This window comes from Halomonas sp. HNIBRBA4712 (genome assembly GCF_043558675.1).
In the GTDB taxonomy this organism is placed as follows: Bacteria; Pseudomonadota; Gammaproteobacteria; order Pseudomonadales; family Halomonadaceae; genus Vreelandella.
In genome coordinates this window covers 107,036-127,006 of the sequence record NZ_JBIFXR010000002.1, presented here as the reverse complement: position 1 = coordinate 127,006, position 19,971 = coordinate 107,036, and the positions used below count along the sequence as shown (strand labels likewise).

Genomic DNA, 19,971 nt, shown 5'->3' with positions numbered 1-19,971 from the left:
CTAACGCACCTGTACACGTTTGCCCGCTGAAAGTGACCGTTCCAGCTCTTTTCTCAGCTCGTCCATAAACGCATCCACCTCGGCTTGGCTTTCCAGGTACACGCCACTATGCACGCGGCTGAGTACGTCGCTTACACGCACTCTTACCACGGGTTTGGGGGCATTTACCGCCGCCGGTGCTGTTTCGGTATGCGGGTCGTACGTTTTATCACGTAATGCCGTTTGTGGGGCTGGCTTGGCGTTCTCTGATGTTGGAGCCGGTGTTGTGGTGTTTCCCGCAGGCGCAGGCGGCTGCCGCTTGGCCGCCTCAGCCTGGGCGTGGTGAAGCGCATCCAAACTTTCTTCTTCTAATTCAACGGCAGTTTCGGTTTGCAGCTGGTAGATTTGCGCGACGCTGACCGATTGACTGACCGAGGCTTTAAGCTGCTGCAGCGGGTGCAGCAAGCGGTTGCTGAGCTCGGCGGTGCCAATGCCGCTTTTGGCTATTTCTGCGCTTACTTTGGCGATGCGCGTGTCGATACGGGCAATGGCGTGCTGGCGTTTTTCCTCTACCAGGCGGTTGTTCACCTCATCAAGCGTACGTACTAAGCCATCCACCTGGTTAAGCATGGCGTAAGGCGCTTCGGCGCGATAAATACGCTCACACTCGGCCAGCGCTTGCTGGGCTTGGGTGTTTTTCTCAAGCTCCAGGCGGTTCACCGCAAACCGGTTGAGCGCTTGTTCTAGCTGCTGCCAAGTGGTGAGCTGCTTAGTAAAGAAGTCGTTGAGATCGCGGTAGTCTTCTTCAACATCGAGCAGCGTGTCTTGCTGGCTGGCGACAGTTTTGAAGAAATCAAAGCTATCGTCTAAACGCAGCAAACGCTCCACTTCCCGCAGTGAGCTATCAATGGCGTTGCATCCAGGGAAGTTGCCCACGTCGGTTTTGCTTTTGTACGCCTCTAGCTCACGTCGCCAGTGGGATAAGCGATCTACGTAATAGGTAAACAGCTCTTTTTCGCTGGTGGGGCCTAGCTGGCCAAATAGCTCTTTGGTGAGGTTACGAGCTTTGTTGAGCACTGCATCTTCGGTTTGGCGCTTTTTCTGAAGGCGCACTTCACTGCGGCGGCGGGCGTTATTGAGTAGCTCAAAGGATTCTTTACCGCTGAGCGCGGGGCCAGCGGTGTGGAAGGTTAAGCGCCCAGCGGCATGCAGGCGACCCAGAATCAGCAGCGTTTCACCTTCTGGCCAGCCGAAGGGTCGGTTGCTAAAGCGCTCAATCAGCGGGTTCAGTGGCACCGGTTCGCCGCCATGTAGCGAGATATACTGCTCTACCTCTTTCACCGCTTGGGCGTTGCCCTCCTCGCCTTCCAGGTTAAGGTTCTGGGTGCCCAGGTCATCGGCGGTTAATACGGCCTGCAGCTCGCGCATTGGCTCAGGGCTAAGCGCCGTGAGCTGGCTCAGCTTGTTGTAGGTGTTTTCCAGCAGATAGCAGCAGGCCTCATCCAAACGGGTATTCAACTGGTTGCGGTTGAGATCTAGCTTCTGGCCAAGCGCGTAAACGTCCGCATCCAGCAGCATCTCTTCTAAACGCACTCGCAGGCGCTTTTTGCGCTCCTGGTTCTCACGGCCACGGTCAGCCAGAATGCGCTCTACGCTGTGGTCGTTAGCCGATAGGTTCAGGCGGATAAACTTATCGGTTTTCAGCAGGGTGCGCAGTTCATCGGTAAAACGCTTATCGTCGGGCAGTTTAATCAGCACCTGCCCGCCGTTATCGCCGCTTTTGTGAATGCAGCCCGCGTCGCTTAGCTGTACGTACTCCACATCCAGCGGTGAGACCACCTCCACCCTTAGCTGGCTCTGGTAGCGGCCATCCAGGGTGTGGCCATCCAGGTAGCGGCCAATGCTGTAGTCGGTTTTGTTGACCGGGTAGCGGTATTTGTTGCGGTCACGGAACGAGTCTTTGAAGATCAGGCTGGAAAGCTCTTTGTTCTCGTCGCTGCTGGTGACTTCCGTGGCTTTGATCTTTCGGGTGATGTCACGCTCTTCATTGGTGAGGAACTGGTACTCATCGCCGTTGCGGGTGATCAGGCTCTCTTTTTCCAGCCGTGCCAGGGTGGCTTCCAGCTGCTCACGAATGGCTATGCGGTCATCGTCGATTTGGGTCAGTGAGAGCGTTACCAGGTTATCGACCGTGCCTTTGACCAGATCCACATAGCGGATCATAAATAGCGTGCGCAGGGTTTCGACATCAAACGCTTCTAATACGGGGTTTTCGCTGGCCTGATCAATGGTGCGCTTCACCGCTGTATCGAGAAAACCTTCTACCGCTGTGTAGAAGCAGTGCATCGGCACCAGCGCGCCAATCGTCTTCTCTTGCACGGCTTTGGCAGCCATGTGGAACGCATCGAGCATTGAGCGCTCGCCATAGGCCAAGTGAGCACCCGTTGCCCCTACCTTGCGGATCTCTTCAAAGACTTTTTGCACCAACTGGAAGTGGTACGGCACGAAAGGATAGTTGGCGATAAAGCTCTCGGCGCCTTCGATGTTTTTTAGCGTGGGGCCAGAGCGGTCAAAGGTCAGCTGGTTACGCAGAATGGAGCCTTTGGCCTCAAACACGCCTTCCAGCTCGGCGCGTGCCGGGTCGGTTTTCACCAGCAGGCGCTTTCGGATCACTTCGTCAGAGTTGGAGCTTGAGAGCGATAAGCGGGTTTTGAAGCGTCCGGCGATTTTGGAAAAATCGTTGGCTTTTGAGGCGGTCATTTCGCCTAGCACGGCATCCATATCCGCTTGGGAGGTGACCACGATCCAGGAACGCCCACCGCAAATCGTGCCAAGGTTTTCGGTGAGCGTTTGCAGAGTCAACATCAAACGCGTGTCGCTGCCAATGAACTGGCCCACTTCATCGACCATGAACACCATGCGCTGGGTCGCTGACTGCGACTCCAAAAACTCTTTCACCCAGTGACAGAAGTTCTCTACCGAAACGCTGAAGTTGGTTTCAGATTCCTCAAACCATTTATGCGCCGCTTCAGGAGAGAGATCGAGCGCCGCCCCAATCGCCTGCTCGATATCGTCCTGGTAGAACTGATAGCCGTCTCGCTCGTCTTCCCACACCACACCACTGGCCTCGTTAAAAGCCTGCTTAAAGCGCTCATACACACCGCGTTTTTTCAGGTGGCGCTCCATGTGGGCAATGTGCGGGTAGTCGGAACTAAAGCCTTGGTGCTCGTTAAACACGCGCAGGAAAACGTTGAGGATGGGGTTGCCATCGTCATTGGAGCTGGCCTTGCTGTCGATATTAAACAGCACCACATGGGTCGGTTCACGGACAGCCTTGGCGATGTCTGCCCGGATAGAGCCGTCTACCAGCTTCTGCTCATCAAAAAAGTCGGCGGCCCGCTTGGCATTACCGTTGGCATCAAACGCTTCCTTATTTTCAAGCAGGTAAGAGAGCGTTTTCAAAAAGTGAGATTTACCCGACCCAAAGAAGCCACTCACCCAAACGCCCACGCGATTGGCGATGGAGGGGTCACCTAAAGGGGTGGTGTAAGATTCAAAAAAAGCGCGAAAGTGCTTTTCTAACTCGTTGGTGACGACATACTCATCCAGCTCTTGGTAGATGGTTTCCTGGTCACGCTGGTCGGCCTTGACCACGCCGTTGATTGACCGGCTAAGCGGTTTGAGGAAGAGCTCTTGAATGTGCATATCAGTCCTATAAATATGTAAACCCTGGGTGTTTCAAGTCAGGAGGTACCGCGATATCAAAGACCACGACTCACCAAGCGAACGTAGTACACGGAATAACGTCATCCGTTGCGCTAGGGCACAAGCGCAAACGCACGATAGTAGTTATTGCTTTCTATCCGCTTAAACAACGACATCGTCTGCCCGTCGTAACGGCCTGGATAGAACAACACCAGCGGCTTATGACCGAGCGGCCCGTGTAGCGCATTTAATAAGCTGTGCGCTCGCACCATGGGCCATAGACTGCCAACACCGGTGAGCAGTACGATATCGGGTTCATGCAACAAGGAGTGTTGGATAAGGTACGGCACAAACTTATCCATGTGCAGCGGCCCACGCAGCGCCTTGAGCAGTGCCGCATCACCTTTGCTTTTTTGCATGACAATGGCTTTATCCAGGAAGCCGCGCCCGGTCAGGTAATCCTTTAGCACTTCCAGCAGATTGACCTGCGCTATTTTAATATCGGGGTGCTGGCGTGCCATTAACGAGGGGAGGAAATTCAGGTAGGCACGCACCTGGAGTTCATGTTCAGGGGCGTAATCAAAAATCCAAAAGCCGATTTCGTTACCCAGCCCTTGGCCCGCTAAAAAATCGGGCCGCGTGATTTTTTCAGCAACCTGGTTCAAACGCGCCCGTAGCTGATCATCCTCGTGGTGGTTAAAACCGCCGAGGGGTGGGTACTGATCACTCTGTGACATGCGGATGCGTCCCTGTTTCAGGCATGTTGGATGCGAGAGGCTTTCTAATGCAAACGGCTGATTGAGCAAGACTATGCCGCCAGCTACATAGCTTGCAAGATCTACTTAGTCGCGTTTTGAAGAAGCCACGGCTTTTGACAAGCAGGCATATACTATGAGCACTTATCTCAGCAAGCGACAACAGGCACTCAAGCGGACATGCTGGTAGGTTTCAAGCAAGCTTTTTAGTTCTGGACGCAGCAGCAGGGGCCGTAACTTGCGCGAGCGACTGGACGCCAATATGCCGACTTCCGCCAGCATACGATACACCACCTGCCCCATTTTACGTTTGGAGCTTTCCGCCCACCCTGCGATTGCGTTATCACGGTGGGCACGCTCGGCTAAAAACTCATCCCATCGGTAGGACTGAAGCGCCTCCGCCTGGGTTAAGAACGCATCTGTAACAACACTTTCAAGAAATTCGACGAGTAGAAGATTACGTGCCATAGCCGCACAAAAGGACACCTGCGTGGCGAGCTGGTCATCGCCATCGCGCAGCGCTTGCCAAAACGGTGGCTCCAACTTCTCTAAGCGCTTGCGAATCGCTTGCCCTGCACGCTTGGCCGTCGCTGGTCGGTTTTTCTGCAAACAGTTATCAACGATGATTGCTTGGCTCCACTGCTCTTCATCGGCATCAGACAGCAGCAAATTGGCAACGGCACGGCTTTCGCGCACCATCAGCCCACCGCCAATGAGGTCTGAGTTGTAGCTAAACGAAGTCACAAAGCGCTCTGTTGCCGTTGATTTGTAAAACCGAAAAAGTGTGTTTAAAACCTATTGAACACCTTACTACAAAGCCAGACAGACGAAATACAAGAAGGGTATAGCGGAAATGGAGGCGGCCCCAAAAGCCACATCCCGGCACACGCATCCACCACTACCGTTGCTCCCTTCCGGGCCTGGCGGGGTTTGCAGCTTCGCGTTGCGGGAGGACCCAAGGGGCCACCATAGTGATACAGACATTTGAAAGCCGACTGTATCCTGCGTGATGTGGTGGCTACGCCCTGATTTGAACAGGGGACCCCATCATTATGAGTGATGTGCTCTAACCAGCTGAGCTACGTAGCCTTTGCCTCATCAGCGGGTGCAGAGTATGCCTATTGCGGATGAAAAAGGCAAGCCAAAATGGCCTGCCCTTCTCGCTAACTAGCTAAAACCCATGAAACTTCGGCTGTGCGGGGATTACAGCGCCTCGCGCACGGCAGGCAGTCCCTCGTCGCCTTCACGGGTGGTCACGCCGTCGAGCCAGGCTTCGAGCACGTCGTCGTGCTCTTTCAGGTAGGCGTTGGCGGCGTCGCGGGCGGCCACGCCGTCATCCATGATCGAAGCCATCAGCTCGTTTTCCATCTCGAGCGTGAAGCTCATGTTACGAAGAAGCTGGCCAACGTTGGGGCACTCTTCGACGAAACCGGCGCGGGTGTTGGTATAAACCGTCGCACCGCCCAGGTCCGGGCCGAAGTAGTCGTCAGCGTCCGCCAGGTACGCCATGTCGAAGTTGGTGTTCATCGGGTGCGGCTCCCAGCCGAGAAACACCATCCACTCTTCGTTGGGCACGCGGGTTCTGAGTTCCGAGAGCATACCCGCTTCGCTGGAGTCGACCACCTGCCAGTCGCCCAAACCGTAGGCGTCGTCTGCGATCATCTGTTCGATCAGTTCGTTGCCATCGTTGCCCGCCTCGATACCGTGAATGCGCCGCTCGAACTCGTCGGCGTGCTCGGCCAGATCCTCGACGGAGGTGACGCCGGCGTCATATACGTACTGCGGCACGGCGAGGGTGTACTTTGCCCCTTCCAGGTTCTGGGTAAGGCGCACCACGTCGCCATCTTCCACGTAGGGGTCGCTGATCGACGCCATCGACGGCATCCAGTTGCCCAAAAACACGTCGAAGTCGTTATTGCGCATACCGGCGTAGGCGATCGGTACCGACACCGTATCCACCCGCGGGGTGTAGCCCAGCGCCTCGAGCACTTCGCTGGCAAGCGCGGTGGTCGCGGTAATGTCGGTCCAGCCCACCTCGGCAAAGCGCACGGTGGTGCATTCGTCGGCCAGCGCCGCCGCCGGCAAGGTGGCTAGCGCCAGTGCACCCAGTTTCATCATGTTTGAATGACCCATTCATCATCTCCCTTGTTGAAGTGTGCGTATCGTCTTTCGTTCTGTCGTCTTTTACCCGGTCGATTGTCGAGCCACCCGAAAGCGAAGATCAACAGGAACTTTTTATTGATTGAACGTTCAATAAAAAAATGCCACCATACACAGGTAATCACGACGAGGCCCGCTTTTCAAGACGATAACCGGCCTCGCCGCCAACCGGTAAGGAGATCGCCGTGCCTAAAGTGGGAATGGAGCCAATACGCCGCGAGCAGCTAATCAAGTCGACCATGGCGGCCATCGACGAAGTGGGCCTGGCCGAGGCGACGGTGATTCGGATCGCCCGTCACGCCGGCGTATCCGCCGGGATCATCAGCCACTATTTCGGCGGCAAGGACGGTCTACTGGAAGCCACCATGCGCCAGATTCTGACCGACCTGAGCGAGGCGGTGGCCCGGCGTCGCGAGGCCTTGAGTGATACGTCGCCCCGCGCACAGATTGGCGCGATCATCGAAGGGAACTTCGATCGCAGCCAGGTCACGGGGCCGGCGGCGAAAACCTGGCTCGCCTTCTGGGCCAGCAGCATGCACCGCCCGGCGCTCGCCAGGCTCCAGAACATCAACGACCGGCGCCTCTACTCGAACCTGTGCCACCAGTTTTGCCGTGTCATGCCCCGCGCCCAGGCCCAGGACGCCGCCGGCACGCTGGCGGCGATGATCGACGGCCTCTGGCTGCGCGGTGCCCTCGCCCCCCAAGGGCTCGACGCCGAGGCGGCAAGACGGCTGGCGCTGACCCAGTGCGACCGGCTGCTCGAACTTTAAGTTTTTTCATCATTGACCGTTACGTTACCCAGGAGTGTTCGATGACCACACGCGACATTCAGCCCCTTTTCATCAACGGCGCACCGGTACCGGCGACGTCCGGCGAGACCTTCAGCGTCACCAACCCTTTTGATGGCAGCGAGCTTGCCGTGATCGGCCAGGCAAGCGAGCAGGACGTGGATAGCGCCGTGCAAGCGGCCAAGCGCGGCCAGCGCCTCTGGGCGGCGATGACCGGCATGGAGCGCTCGCGGGTGCTCTTGAAAGCCGTGGCGCTACTGCGCGAGCGCAACGACGAGCTCGCCCGCCTCGAATCGCAAAATACCGGCAAGCCGCTGAGCGAAACCGAAAGTGTCGATATCGTCACCGGCGCCGACGCGCTCGAGTACTACGCGGGGCTGGCGCCAGCGATCGAAGGCAGCCAGATTCCGCTGCGCGAGGACTCCTTCGTCTACACCCGGCGCGAGCCGCTGGGTGTGATCGGTGCGATCGGCGCCTGGAACTACCCGATCCAGATCGCCTGCTGGAAGGCGGCGCCTGCGCTCGCCGCCGGTAACGCGGTGGTGTTCAAGCCGAGCGAAGTCACCCCGCTCACCGCGCTCAAACTCGCCGAGATCTTCACCGAGGCGGGCCTGCCGGCGGGCGTGTTCAACGTGGTGCAGGGCGATGGGCGCGTCGGCGCGATGCTGACCGAACACCCGGGCATCGCGAAGGTCTCCTTCACCGGCGAAGTGGGCACCGGTAAGAAGGTGATGTCCGCGGCGGCGAGCTCGTCACTCAAGGAAGTGACCATGGAGCTTGGCGGCAAGTCGCCGCTGATCGTGTTCGCCGATGCAGATCTCGACCGCGCCGCGGACGCCGCGATGATGGCCAACTTCTACTCCAGCGGCCAGGTCTGCACCAACGGCACGCGAGTGTTCGTCGAGGCGAGCGTCAAGGCAGCGTTTGAGGCGAAGCTTGTCGAGCGCGTCAAGCGCATCAAGGCTGGCGACCCGCTCGACGCGGAGACCAATTTCGGCCCGCTGGTGAGCTTCGAACATCAGGAGAAAGTGCTCTCCTACATCGAACTGGGCAAGGAAGAAGGCGCACGGGTGCTGATCGGCGGCGAGCGCTGGAACCAGGGCGCATTCGAGAACGGCGCCTGGGCGGCCCCGACGATCTTTACCGACTGCCGCGATGACATGCGCATCGTGAAAGAGGAGATCTTCGGCCCGGTGATGTCGGTTCTCGCCTTCGATGACGAGGTCGAGGTAATCCAGCGCGCCAACGACACCCACTACGGGCTCGCCGCCGGCGTTTTTACCGAGTCGCTCAACCGTGCACACCGCGTGATTCACCGCTTCGAAGCGGGCATCTGCTGGATCAACACCTGGGGCGACTCGCCTTCGGAAATGCCGGTAGGCGGCTACAAGCAGTCCGGTATCGGCCGCGAAAACGGCGTCGAGACCCTTGCCCACTACACCCAGACCAAATCCATCCAGATCGAGATGGGGCCGTTCGAGTCGGTCTTCTAACGCTTTACCGCGTTCGAACCCCGTGAATCGACTCAAGAGGTTATCCATGACACAACTGCGTGAATATGACTACATCATCATCGGCGCGGGCTCGGCGGGTAACGTGCTCGCCACCCGCCTGACCGAAGATCAAAGCGTCAATGTACTGCTGCTCGAAGCCGGCGGGCCGGATTACCGGCTCGACTTTCGCACCCAGATGCCGGCAGCGCTCGCCTTTCCACTACAGGGCAAGCGCTACAACTGGGCCTTCGAGACCGACCCGGAACCTTACATGGACGACCGGCGCATGGAGTGCGGCCGTGGCAAGGGCCTGGGCGGCTCGTCGCTGATCAACGGCATGTGCTACATCCGCGGCAATGCGCTGGACTATGACCAGTGGGCGACGCTGCCGGGCCTCGAGGAGTGGGACTACCAGAGCTGCCTGCCCTACTTCAAGAAGTGCGAGACCCGGGATATCGGCGCCAACGCCTACCACGGCGACGGCGGCCCGGTCAGCGTGACCACGCCGAAGAAAGGCAACAACCCGCTCTACCGCGTTTTTATCGAGGCGGCGAAAGAGGCGGGCTACCCGGAAACCGAGGACGTCAACGGCTACCAGCAGGAGGGCTTCGGCCCGATGGACCGCTTCGTCACGCCCAAGGGCCGGCGCGCCTCCACCGCTCGGGGCTATCTGGACATCGCCAAAAAGCGCGACAACCTGACCATCGAGACCCACGCGGTCACGGATGTGATCGAGTTCGAAGGTAAGCGCGCCGTGGGCGTGCGCTACGAGCGCAAGGGCCAGATGCAGCAGGTGCGCGCCCGGCGCGAGGTGCTGCTGTGCGGCGGCGCGATCGCCTCGCCGCAGATTCTGCAGCGCTCCGGCGTGGGTAACCCCGCGCATCTCGAGGAAATCGGCGTCGACACCGTGCACGCCCTGCCCGGTGTGGGCGAGAATCTGCAGGATCATCTGGAGATGTACATCCAGTACGAGTGCAAAAAGCCGATCTCGCTCTATCCGGCGCTGAAGTGGTACAACCAGCCGAAAATCGGCGCTGAGTGGCTGTTCAAGGGCACCGGCACCGGCGCCAGCAACCAGTTCGAGTCCTGCGGCTTCATTCGCTCCCGCGACGATGAGCAGTGGCCGAACCTGCAGTACCACTTTCTGCCCATCGCCATCAGCTACAACGGCAAGAGCGCGGTCGAGGCCCACGGCTTCCAGGCGCACGTGGGCTCCATGCGCTCAGAGAGCCGCGGGCGTATCCGACTGACCTCGAAGGACCCGCACGCCGCGCCCAGTATCCTGTTCAACTACATGTCGAAGGAGAAGGATTGGGAAGAGTTTCGCGACGCTATTCGCCTGACCCGCGAAATCATCGCTCAGCCGGCCTTCGACGAGTACCGCGGCCGCGAAGTCGCCCCGGGCCCGGACGTGCAGAGCGATGCCGAGCTCGACGCCTTCGTCAAGGAGCACGCCGAAACCGCCTACCACCCCTGCGGGAGCTGCCGCATGGGCGAGGGCGAGGACGCGGTAACCGACAGCCAGGGCCGCGTGCACGGACTAAAAGGGCTTCGCGTGGTAGACGCGTCGCTCTTCCCGATCATCCCTACGGGCAACCTCAACGCGCCGACCATCATGCTGGCGGAGAAGATTGCCGACCGCATCCGCGACCGCGAGCCGCTGCCGCGCGAAGAGGTCGACTACTTCGTAGCCGGTGATACGCCGGCCAAGCGCCACCCGAGCCAGCGCCCGGCGCTTTAAGCTCGACCCCCGCCTCTACCCAACGCCGCCCTTGTGCGGCGTTTTTTCATGTCGAGCGTTTTTGCCGCGCGCATACACTACAGTAAAAGAGCAAGCGCGGGCCTGTATCGAAGGCTTGCGACCTGTATCGAAAACTTGCGAACAGTGGCGCGAGTCTGCCACTATTCAAACAGCCGTTTAAATACGGATGTTCTACCCTCGAACAATACCGTCATAATTACATGGAGAGGTTCTATGCTCACGCTACTGCTCTTGGTGCTGGCCGTGGTCGGCCTGCTTTGGGTCATGCGCCGCGAAGCGGGCGCGGCGCCGGCCATCGGCGTTCTGGCCGTTCTCGGCCTTATCGGGCTCGTTTTCGAGGCACCGGTCATCGGCTTCATCCTGCTGTTCGCCGCGCTGGTCGTCGCCGCGGCGGGCTTGCCGGCGCTGCGTCGGCTGTGGCTCACGCCGCGCATCTTCGCCACCTTCAAGAAGGTGGCGCCCAAGGTGTCGGCGACCGAGCGCACCGCGCTCGAGGCCGGCAGCGTCTCCTGGGATGGCGAACTCTTCTCCGGCAAGCCGAACTGGGACGCCCTACTCGCCTACAAGGACGAGGGCCTGAGTGAGGACGAGCAGGCGTTTCTCGATAACCAGTGCGCCAAGGCCGCCGGCATGTGCAACGCCTGGGACATCACCATCGAGCGCGCCGACCTGCCGCAACAGCTCTGGGATTTTCTCAAGAAGGAAGGCTTCTTCGGCATGATCATCCCGAAGGAGTACGGCGGCCTTGGTTTCTCCGCCAAGGCGCAGTCGATGGTGCTGCAGAAGCTCTCCGCCAACGAGACCCTGATGGTCACCGTGGGCGTGCCCAACTCCCTCGGCCCTGGAGAGCTGCTGCTCAAGTACGGCACCGAGGAGCAAAAGAACCACTACCTGCCGCGGCTGGCGGATGGCCGCGAGATTCCCTGCTTTGGCCTGACCGGCCCCCGCGCCGGCTCCGATGCGACTTCACTTCCGGATACCGGCGTCGTCTGCAAGCAGACCGTCGACGGTAAGGAAGTGCTCGGCGTCAAGCTGACGTTCGAGAAGCGCTGGATCACGCTGGCGCCGATCGCCACCGTCGTCGGCCTGGCGTTCCGCCTGTTCGATCCGGAAAACCTGCTGGGCGATGAAGAGGATCGCGGCATCACGCTGGCGCTCATTCCCCGCGATACCGACGGCATGGAGATCGGCCGGCGCCACCACCCGATCGGTAGCCCCTTCATGAACGGCCCGATCAAGGGTGTCGACGTGTTCGTGCCGCTGGATACCATCATCGGCGGCGAGAAGATGATCGGCCAGGGCTGGCGGATGTTGGTCGAGTGTCTCTCCATCGGGCGCTGCATCACCCTGCCCTCCGGCGCCACCGGCACCGCCCGCTATGCGCTGGGCTGGAGCGGCGGTTTCACCCGCGTGCGCCGTCAGTTCAACGTGCCGGTCGCCGAGATGGAGGGCGTGCAGGAGCCGCTGGCCAGGATGGCCGCACTCGGCTACATCGCCCAGGCGACGGTCTACCAGACCGCCAACCTGATCGACCACGGCGAAAAGCCGGCGGTGCCTTCGGCGATTCTGAAAAGCCAGCTCACCGAGTTCCAGCGCGAGATACTGAGCCACGCCATGGACGTGCACGGCGGCAAGGCGGTCACGCTCGGCCCGCGCAACTATCTCGGTATCGGCTACAGCGCCAACCCGGTGGCGATCACCGTGGAAGGCGCCAACATCATGACGCGTAACCTGATGATCTTCGGTCAGGGCGCGATCCGCTGCCACCCCTACGTGCTCGAGGAGCTCGCCGCCAAGGATGCCAATGATGCAAAAGCGTTCGACACGGCGTTCTTCAAGCACGCGGGCCTGATTTTCGGCAACGCCGCCCGAGCGCTCACTTTGGGTATCGGCATTGGCAAGCCCGGCGTACCCTTCGATGCGCCGGCCGCCGCCTACGCTCAGGATATCGCGCGGCTCTCCGCCGGCTTCGGCCTGTGTGCCGATGCGGCCATGGCGAGCCTCGGCTCGGCGCTCAAGAAGCGCGAGATGCTCTCGGCGCGCCTGGGCGATGTGCTCTCGAATCTGTATCTCGCCTCCATGGTACTCAAGCAGTGGCAGGCCGGCGACAAGGTCGAAGGCGAAGAGGCACTTCTTCACTACAGCTGCCGCTTCCTGCTGCACCGTGCGGAGCAGGCCTTCGTCGAAATCTTCGACAACCTGCCTAACCGGGCGCTGGGCCGCGTGTTGAACGCCATGGTGATGCCCCTGGGCCGCCGTTGGGACAAGCCCCACGACGATTTCGCTCGTGATATCGCCCACCGTGTTTCGACCCACAGCGCGCTGCGCACCAAGCTCTTGCACAACACCTGGGACCAGGACGACGGCGAGCAGCGCAACCCCCTGGCACGCTATAACGCGTTGCTGGTCGACTACGAGCGCGCCGAGGCGATCTACCGCACGGTCAACAAGGCCTACGCCAAGGGGGAGCTACCGCAAACGGCGCTGCATCCCGAGGCCCGTGTCGAAGCCGGCCTGGAAAAAGGCATCGTCAGCGAAGAGGACGCCGCGTTCATGCGCACCTTCGAGCAGGAAGTGCTCGAAATGCTCACCGTCGATGACTTCGCCTATGACGCCTTCGCTACCGACAAATTGACGCTGATCGACCACAACCCGGCCCCCAGGGCCGCCCCGGTCAACGCCGAGGAGAGCGTCAAGTAAGCCGCCTTGCTCAGCAGCCGGCCCGCGGGCCGGCTTTTTTGTACCGGTCATTAAAATTCTGATATGGATGATCCGCCATGAAAGTGACGTTTAAAGCCGTCACCCTTTCTAATTGCGCATCCCTCAGGTAGCGCTCCCGCGCGCCTCACGGTCGTTGAATGTTCGAAAACGATCATCTATAGTTTCGTTAATGAAAATACAGACGTTTCGTTAGTGAAACATAGTGCGCACGCGACGGCGTGCCGCCCGACCGGACGGACCCTTCCATGACGCTTCGAACCCGTAATCTCGAAAAACTGCCCAGCGAAGAGTATGACGCGCTGATCATTGGTGGCGGTATCAACGGCGCCGCCGCTGCCGCCGCACTCTCGGGCAAGGGCGCGAAGGTCGCGCTGATCGACCGCGGCGACTTTGCCGGTAGCACCAGCATGCATTCGTCGAACCTGGTGTGGGGCGGCATCAAGTACATGGAGAGCAACGACTTCGCGCTGGTGCGTAAGCTCTGCAAAAGCCGCAATCACCTGATCGAAAGCTACCCCTCCACGGTCAAGGAGATTCGCTTTCTGACCACCATCGCCAAGGGGTTTCGCCACTCGCCATGGTATCTGTGGGCGGGTACCTGGCTCTACTGGCTGATGGGCAATGGCTTTACGAAGCGACCGAAGCTGTTGTCGCCGAAGAACATCAAGCGTGAGGAGCCGATCATCAAGACCGACGGCGCCGTGGGCGGCTTCGAGTACTCGGATGCCTACCTTTACGATAACGACGCCCGCTTCGTGTTCAACTTCGTCCGCCAGGCAATGAACTTCGGCGCCGTGGCGGCCAACTACGTGGAGTCGTTAGGCGCCGAGCGTCAGGGCGATCATTGGGTGACCCAAGCGCGCAACGTCATGGACGATAGTACCTTCGAGATCCGCTCGAAAGTACTGATCAACGCCGCCGGCCCTTGGGTGGACGAGCACAACGCGCTGACCCATCAGAGCACATCGCATCAACACATGTACTCCAAGGGCATCCATCTGATCGTGCCGCAGCTCACTAAAGAGAAGCGCGTGCTGGCCTTCTTTGCCGACGATGGGCGGCTCTTTTTCGTCATTCCGATGGGCAACCGCACCTGTATCGGCACCACCGACACCCACATGGAGCACCCCAATCCGGAAGTCACCGAGAAGGATATCGCCTTTGTGCTCGAGAACATCAACTCGCGCCTGACACTGTCAAAGCCGCTCACCGAAAGCGACATCATCTCGACGCGCTGCGGCGTGCGCCCGCTGGCGGTGAAGAGCGAAAAGGGCCAGAGCCGCGACTTCCTGCAGCTTTCGCGCAAGCACGTGATCGACACCCACGACGAAACCGCCCACATCAGCATTTTCGGCGGCAAGCTGACCGACTGCCTCAACGTGGGCGAAGAGATCGCCGATGAGGCGCGCAGGCTCAATATCTCGCTCGATCATACTAACCGGCGCTGGTACGGCGAGCCCGGCGCCGAGGTGAAAGCCTCCTTCATGGAAAAAGCCAAGGCGATGAAGCTCGACGACCTGACGCCCGCCACCTCGACGGAGAAGCTCTCGTCGCGCCTGTGGCGCCGCTACGGCGAAGACGCCTTCGCGCTGCTCGAGCAGATCAAGGCCGACCCGGCCGAGGCCGAAGTGCTCATCGACGGCACCGAGCACCTGCGCTGTGAAATCGAGTACGCTCGCGATCACGAGATGATCACCGAGCTCGAGGATTTCCTGCGCCGGCGCGCCAAGGTATCGCTGGTCGTGCACCGCGACGAACTCGCCCGCTCGAAAGGGCTCAAAAGGGCCTGCGAGGTGCTGTTCGGCGCCGATGCACAGACCCGGTTCGACACCTACTTCGCCGATCATGCGGACGATATCCCCGCCGAGCCTGCCCACTCCTGATAGCCGCCCTACCCGAGTTCCCAAACGAAAAAAGCCCCTTCCCAGGGGCTTGAACTCATGAAAGTTCGCTGATCGCGTGTTGGCTTACTCTTCGTCTTCGACGATGAGCTGCGAGTCCTGGGCCAGCACCTCCTCCCAGGCCTGCTCCATCGAGTAGCCCGCGCGGGTGTCGATGGTGTCGATGACCTCGACCGCCTGTTGCAGCGACTCCCCCTGGCACTTGAGCGCCAGTACCAGTTTGGCCAGCTCCTGCTTGCTGAACGTGCTGGCGATGCGATCGGCTTGCTGATTCAGTTCGATGCAGTTCATAAACCACCTCTGTTCGTTTTAACGCTATTGGCTAATGAGTTTATGAGCGCCAAGGGTTGGGCGCAGACGCCGCAGGCGGTAAACCAGGCGGTGCCTTGCTGTCACGCATTGACCGGTAAAGTACCAGCGCCGGGCCTTGAAGGGGTTAATGTTTCAGGGCCATGGAGTGACTATGGTCGAGGCGATAAAGACCCACAATGCGCTATTGGGAGGGCGACGGGTTGTAGTTTGACGACAGCGCCTGCATTGAACGCCCGGTTCTGACAGCGGCTTTCAAACGAGCGTATTATTGAACGGTATGCTCGCCTGACCGCCACTCGGCGCCATAATTTCGAACGAAAAAGCCGCGATCGTCGTCGCGGCCTGGCAAGGGATGGCGAAAATTTTTTCAAACCCAAGCAAGCCGCGGCGCGCCTTGACCGGTTTTGATCACACCACTCGACGTCAGGCGATATGCAGCGCCACGTCGTGCTCGTTGAGAAGCTTATTAATCGCCTCCGGCGGCTCGCGGTCGGTGAACAGCGCATCGAGCTGAGAAAGGTTGCCCTGGCGCACCACCGGGTTGCGGTGGAACTTGGAGTGGTCCGCAGCGAGATACACCCGGCGCGAGTTGGCGATGATCGCCTGGGCAACGCGCACTTCCTGGTAGTCGAATTCCAGCAGCGAGCCGTCCTCGTCGATACCGCTGATGCCGATGATACCGACATCTACCTTGAACTGGTTGATGAAGTCGATGGTCGCTTCGCCGATGATCCCGCCGTCGCGGGAGCGCACCTGGCCACCGGCGACGATCACCGAGAAGTCCTCCTTTCGCTGCAAAATGGCGGCAACGTTCAAGTTATTGGTGATCACCTCCAACCCCTTGTGCTCCAAAAGCGCCTGGGCGATCACTTCGTTGCTGGTCCCGATATTGATGAACAGCGACGAGTGGTCGGGAATGTGGCGGGCCACACAGCGCGCGATGCGCTCCTTCTCGGTCAGATTGAGCGTCTTGCGCGTGCTGTAGGCTGTATTGACGGTGCTCGACTCCACCCCGGCGCCGCCGTGCACGCGGCGAATCCGCCCCTCGTCGGAGAGCGTGTTGAGATCGCGGCGAACGGTTTGCGGCGTCACCGCGAAGTGCTCGGTGAGCTGCTCGATGCTCACGTAGCCGTGCTGGCGAACCAGCTCGACGATGGCATCCTGGCGCGTGTGTTGATTCATGGGTCGAGCCTTGTTGTTTAGGGCGCCGTTACGCTGCGCCCGCTCTGTTGATTCGTTGTCCGGGCGCTGGCTGCGCTATCACGCCAGAGGACGCTAACCGGAAAGCGGCCAGACCAGCAGGATCACGGGGATCGCGGTGGCCATCACCACCACCGAAAGCGGCAGCCCCAGCTTCCAGTAGTCACCGAAACGGTAGCCGCCGGGGCCAAGCACCAGGGTGTTCGACTGGTGTCCGATCGGGGTCAGAAACGCGCAGGAGGCGCTGACCGCCACCGCCATCAGAAACGGCTCCATGGCAACGTCGAAACCGTTGGCCAGGCTAACCGCAATCGGTGCCATCAACAGCGCCGCGGCGGCGTTGTTGACGATGTTCGAAAGCAGCATACAGAGCATGAAAAGCCCGCAAAGCGACACCACCACCGGCCAGTCGGCGCCAAAGTATAAAAGCGAATTGGCGATAATATCAGCGCCGCCGCTGGTTTCAAGCGCCTCGCCGACCGGCAGCATCGCCGCCAGCAGCACGATCACCGGCCCGTCGATGGCGTGGTAACCCTCTCGAAGCGGCAGCACGCCAATCAACAGTGATACGAGCGCTGCCGTGCTCATGGCCACCGACGCCGGCAGCAGATCGAACAGCATGGCGACGATCGCCAGTGCGAAAATACCTATTGATAGCGCCAGCTTGCGCGGCTGACCCAGGTGCAGCTCGCGGCTCGCCAGCGGCAGGCAGCCAAGCGTCGAGAGGCTATCGCTGATCTCATTTTCACTGCCCTGCAACAGCAGCACGTCGCCGGTTTGAAAGCGAATGTCACGCAGACGTTGCTTCAGGCGGCCGCCGTCGCGGGCCACCGCCACCAGGTGCAGGCCGAACTGGTGGTTGAGCCGCAGCTGGCGCACGCTGCGGTTGAGCATCATCGAGTCGTTACGCACCACCGCCTCGACCAGCTGAAGGCCTTCGGTATCCACAGCGTCGTCATCCGGAGTGCCTTGTTCGTCGCTGTCCGGCGCCTCGTCTTCAGCGGTGTCCTCCTCGAGCTCGGCCACCGCGCTCAGGCCTACCTTGTCTTCAAGGAGCTGGAGCTCGTCGGGGCCGGCCTCGAGCAGCAGAATATCGCCCTGGCGGAGAACGCCGTGAAAGGAATAGCCCGCCCGGCGGCTGTCGTCGCGCACCACGGCGAGCACCGGAATGGTCTCGTCGAGCTCGTCGCGCAGCTGCTGAAGCGTCAGCCCGTTGGCCTTCGACTCCTCGGACACCTTGAGCTCGACCAGGTAGTTGGCGGTGTCGAACATGTCGGCGCTGCCCGCCTGGCTGTTGCGTTTGGGAGTGAGCCGCCAGCCCAGCAGCACGATGAAGGCAAGCCCGGCCAGCGCCACCGCCACACCCACAGGGGAAAAGCTGAACATGCTGAAGTTCTCACCGGTGATGTTTCCCCGGTAAGTGGCGATGATGATGTTCGGCGGCGTGCCAATTAGCGTGGTCAACCCCCCAAGCAGTGAGCCAAACGCCAGCGGCATCAAAAGAAGCGACGGCGAGGTGTCGTTTTCCCGCGCCAGACGCATCGCCACCGGCAGCAGCAGCGCCAGTGCCCCGACGTTGTTCATGATGCCCGAGAGCACCACCACCGTGCCCACCAGCGCCAGCAGTTGAAGCAGCAGCCGCTCGCCGGCTTTCATCACCTGATTGGCGATGACATCCACCACGCCGGAGCGCTCGAACCCGCGGCTGAGCACGAGCACCGCGGCCACGGTGATCACCGCCGGATGGCCAAAACCGGCAAAGGCGTCATCTGCCGGCACGAGCCCCAGCATCACCGACCCCAGAAGCGCGGCGAGCGCCACCAGATCGTAGCGAAAGCGGCCCCAGATGAATGCCGCGAGGGTTAATCCCAGAACAATGAAAATCAGCGTACTAGGGGCCAGTCCGATAGCCTCGATCGCCATGTAGCGGTCTCTCCTTCAAATGCTCGAGCACTGGGTCGTGCCGGTTGATTACCGCTGCCATTAAACCAGAACACAACACAAGTTAAACAACCCGCGCTCACTTTTTGTTGGCGTCCCAGGTGAATGACGGCTGCTAACTGGCTGCGCTGTGCAAGGCTTGAAGCGTCAGGTGTGAGGCAACCACTATTGATGGCACGAACGCCTATGGGAAAACCTGCAGTGGTTAGTGGAGGGCGCCGCTTGGGGCTGGCCACCCTCGCGGGGTGGCCAGATTCGATGGGATCAGGGAAGAAGAATCGTGGAGCCGGTGGTCTTGCGCGCCTGTAGCGCGTCCTGGGCCTTGCCGGCCTCACTCAGCGGGTAGCGGTTGGCCACGTCGATCTTGATCTTGCCGCTTTCGATCATCTCGAAGAACTCATTGCACATCGCTTCGAACCGCTCGCGGGTGTCGGCATAGCCGTTGAGGCTCGGGCGGGTGACGTAAAGCGCCCCCTTCTGGTTGAGAATACCGAGGTTGACGCCATCCACCGGGCCCGAGGCGTTGCCGAAGCTGACCATCAGCGAGCGCGGCTTCAGGCAGTCCAGCGACATCTCCCAGGTATCCTTGCCGACCGAGTCGTAGACGACGTCGCACATCTGGCCGTTGGTCAGCTCGCGCACCCGCTCGACCACGTTCTCCTCGGTGTAGTTGATCGTCGCCCAGGCGCCGTTTTTCTCGGCAAGCTCGGCTTTCTCTTTCGAGCTCACCGTGCCGATCAATTTCACCCCCAGCGCCTTCGCCCACTGGCAGGCGATCGAGCCCACCCCGCCGGCGGCAGCGTGAAAAAGGATCGTCTCACCACCCTTGAGCTCATACGTCTGACGCAGCAGATACTGTACGGTCAGCCCTTTGAGCATACTGGCCGCCGCGGTTTCGAAGTCGATGGTATCCGGCAGCTTCACGACTTTATCCGCGGGCAGCGTGTGCAGCTCGGCGTAGGCACCCAGCGGCCCCTGGGCGTAGGCGACGCGGTCGCCCTCTTTCAATTGAGTCACGCCCTCGCCTACGGCATCGACTACGCCGGCGCCTTCGGTGCCAAGGCCAGACGGCAGCGAGGGAGCGGGGTAAAGCCCGGTACGAAAGTAGATATCGATAAAATTGAGCCCGACCGCCTTGTTGCTGACGCGCACCTCACCTTTCGCCGGCGCCTTGGGTTCGCTCTCCTTGAGCGTCAGCACTGATGAGTCACCGGTGGTTGCAAACTCGATCCGTTTGGCCATGAACACACTCTC

General features: G+C 60.4%; 13 protein-coding genes, 1 tRNA gene and 1 other RNA gene. 5 read left to right on the top strand and 10 right to left on the bottom strand.

Annotation, left to right across the window (positions count from 1 at the left end; genetic code table 11):
- The 6 genes from brxC to ACGK9R_RS04935 form a co-directional block, all read right to left on the bottom strand.
- Positions 1–3,684: a BREX system P-loop protein BrxC gene (gene brxC / locus ACGK9R_RS04960; RefSeq protein WP_394578820.1), complete on the bottom strand. Its 3,684-nt coding sequence runs from the start codon at positions 3,682–3,684 to the stop codon at positions 1–3.
- Between the two features lie 113 nt (positions 3,685–3,797).
- On the bottom strand, positions 3,798–4,421 hold the full coding sequence (locus ACGK9R_RS04955) for a DUF1788 domain-containing protein (protein WP_394578818.1): 624 nt from the start codon (positions 4,419–4,421) through the stop codon (positions 3,798–3,800).
- A 162-nt stretch (positions 4,422–4,583) separates the two neighbouring features.
- Positions 4,584–5,183, bottom strand: a complete 600-nt coding sequence (locus ACGK9R_RS04950; RefSeq protein WP_394578816.1) for a DUF1819 family protein — start codon at positions 5,181–5,183, stop codon at positions 4,584–4,586.
- Positions 5,184–5,302: 119 nt separating this feature from the next.
- Positions 5,303–5,399: signal recognition particle sRNA small type (ffs, locus tag ACGK9R_RS04945), an RNA gene on the bottom strand.
- 52 nt (positions 5,400–5,451) lie between these two features.
- Positions 5,452–5,528, bottom strand: a tRNA-Met gene (locus tag ACGK9R_RS04940).
- A gap of 114 nt (positions 5,529–5,642) precedes the next feature.
- Positions 5,643–6,572 (bottom strand): choline ABC transporter substrate-binding protein, encoded by a 930-nt coding sequence (locus ACGK9R_RS04935; RefSeq protein WP_394578814.1) that lies wholly within the window; start codon positions 6,570–6,572, stop codon positions 5,643–5,645.
- A gap of 212 nt (positions 6,573–6,784) precedes the next feature.
- On the opposite strand from ACGK9R_RS04935, the gene betI reads away from it, so the two are divergent.
- The 5 genes from betI (at position 6,785) to ACGK9R_RS04910 (ending at position 15,246) form a co-directional block, all read left to right on the top strand.
- Positions 6,785–7,369 (top strand): transcriptional regulator BetI, encoded by a 585-nt coding sequence (gene betI / locus ACGK9R_RS04930; RefSeq protein WP_394578813.1) that lies wholly within the window; start codon positions 6,785–6,787, stop codon positions 7,367–7,369.
- Positions 7,370–7,410: 41 nt separating this feature from the next.
- Entirely contained in the window at positions 7,411–8,880 is a 1,470-nt protein-coding gene (gene betB / locus ACGK9R_RS04925; RefSeq protein ID WP_394578811.1) for a betaine-aldehyde dehydrogenase, read from the top strand.
- 46 nt (positions 8,881–8,926) lie between these two features.
- A complete protein-coding gene (betA, locus tag ACGK9R_RS04920; protein ID WP_394578809.1) occupies positions 8,927–10,621 on the top strand; it encodes a choline dehydrogenase in 1,695 nt (564 codons plus the stop codon).
- 234 nt (positions 10,622–10,855) lie between these two features.
- Positions 10,856–13,342 carry an acyl-CoA dehydrogenase gene (locus tag ACGK9R_RS04915; RefSeq protein ID WP_394578807.1) on the top strand — a complete coding sequence of 829 codons (2,487 nt, stop codon included), beginning with the start codon at positions 10,856–10,858 and terminating at the stop codon, positions 13,340–13,342.
- A 266-nt stretch (positions 13,343–13,608) separates the two neighbouring features.
- Positions 13,609–15,246: a glycerol-3-phosphate dehydrogenase/oxidase gene (locus ACGK9R_RS04910; protein ID WP_394578805.1), complete on the top strand. Its 1,638-nt coding sequence runs from the start codon at positions 13,609–13,611 to the stop codon at positions 15,244–15,246.
- 84 nt (positions 15,247–15,330) lie between these two features.
- Here ACGK9R_RS04910 and ACGK9R_RS04905 read toward each other — a convergent pair whose 3' ends face one another.
- From ACGK9R_RS04905 to ACGK9R_RS04890, 4 genes are all read right to left on the bottom strand, one after another.
- Positions 15,331–15,555, bottom strand: a complete 225-nt coding sequence (locus tag ACGK9R_RS04905; RefSeq protein WP_394578803.1) for a hypothetical protein — start codon at positions 15,553–15,555, stop codon at positions 15,331–15,333.
- 444 nt (positions 15,556–15,999) lie between these two features.
- The gene (locus tag ACGK9R_RS04900; protein WP_394578801.1) at positions 16,000–16,758 is read right to left on the bottom strand and encodes a DeoR/GlpR family transcriptional regulator; all 759 of its coding nucleotides are present in this window, start codon (positions 16,756–16,758) and stop codon (positions 16,000–16,002) included.
- A 93-nt stretch (positions 16,759–16,851) separates the two neighbouring features.
- Entirely contained in the window at positions 16,852–18,699 is a 1,848-nt protein-coding gene (locus ACGK9R_RS04895) for an SLC13 family permease (RefSeq protein WP_394578799.1), read from the bottom strand.
- 282 nt (positions 18,700–18,981) lie between these two features.
- On the bottom strand, positions 18,982–19,959 hold the full coding sequence (locus tag ACGK9R_RS04890) for an NADPH:quinone reductase (RefSeq protein ID WP_394578797.1): 978 nt from the start codon (positions 19,957–19,959) through the stop codon (positions 18,982–18,984).
- Between the last annotated feature and the right edge of the window lie 12 nt (positions 19,960–19,971).

Coding starts and splice junctions, on each gene's coding strand:
- brxC (WP_394578820.1), bottom strand. CDS start 3,684: ATGCACATTCAAGAGCTCTTCCTCAAACCGCTTAGCCGGTCAATCAAC.
- ACGK9R_RS04955 (WP_394578818.1), bottom strand. CDS start 4,421: ATGTCACAGAGTGATCAGTACCCACCCCTCGGCGGTTTTAACCACCAC.
- ACGK9R_RS04935 (WP_394578814.1), bottom strand. CDS start 6,572: ATGGGTCATTCAAACATGATGAAACTGGGTGCACTGGCGCTAGCCACC.
- betB (WP_394578811.1), top strand. CDS start 7,411: ATGACCACACGCGACATTCAGCCCCTTTTCATCAACGGCGCACCGGTA.
- betA (WP_394578809.1), top strand. CDS start 8,927: ATGACACAACTGCGTGAATATGACTACATCATCATCGGCGCGGGCTCG.
- ACGK9R_RS04915 (WP_394578807.1), top strand. CDS start 10,856: ATGCTCACGCTACTGCTCTTGGTGCTGGCCGTGGTCGGCCTGCTTTGG.
- ACGK9R_RS04910 (WP_394578805.1), top strand. CDS start 13,609: ATGACGCTTCGAACCCGTAATCTCGAAAAACTGCCCAGCGAAGAGTAT.
- ACGK9R_RS04905 (WP_394578803.1), bottom strand. CDS start 15,555: ATGAACTGCATCGAACTGAATCAGCAAGCCGATCGCATCGCCAGCACG.
- ACGK9R_RS04900 (WP_394578801.1), bottom strand. CDS start 16,758: ATGAATCAACACACGCGCCAGGATGCCATCGTCGAGCTGGTTCGCCAG.
- ACGK9R_RS04895 (WP_394578799.1), bottom strand. CDS start 18,699: ATGGCGATCGAGGCTATCGGACTGGCCCCTAGTACGCTGATTTTCATT.
- ACGK9R_RS04890 (WP_394578797.1), bottom strand. CDS start 19,959: ATGGCCAAACGGATCGAGTTTGCAACCACCGGTGACTCATCAGTGCTG.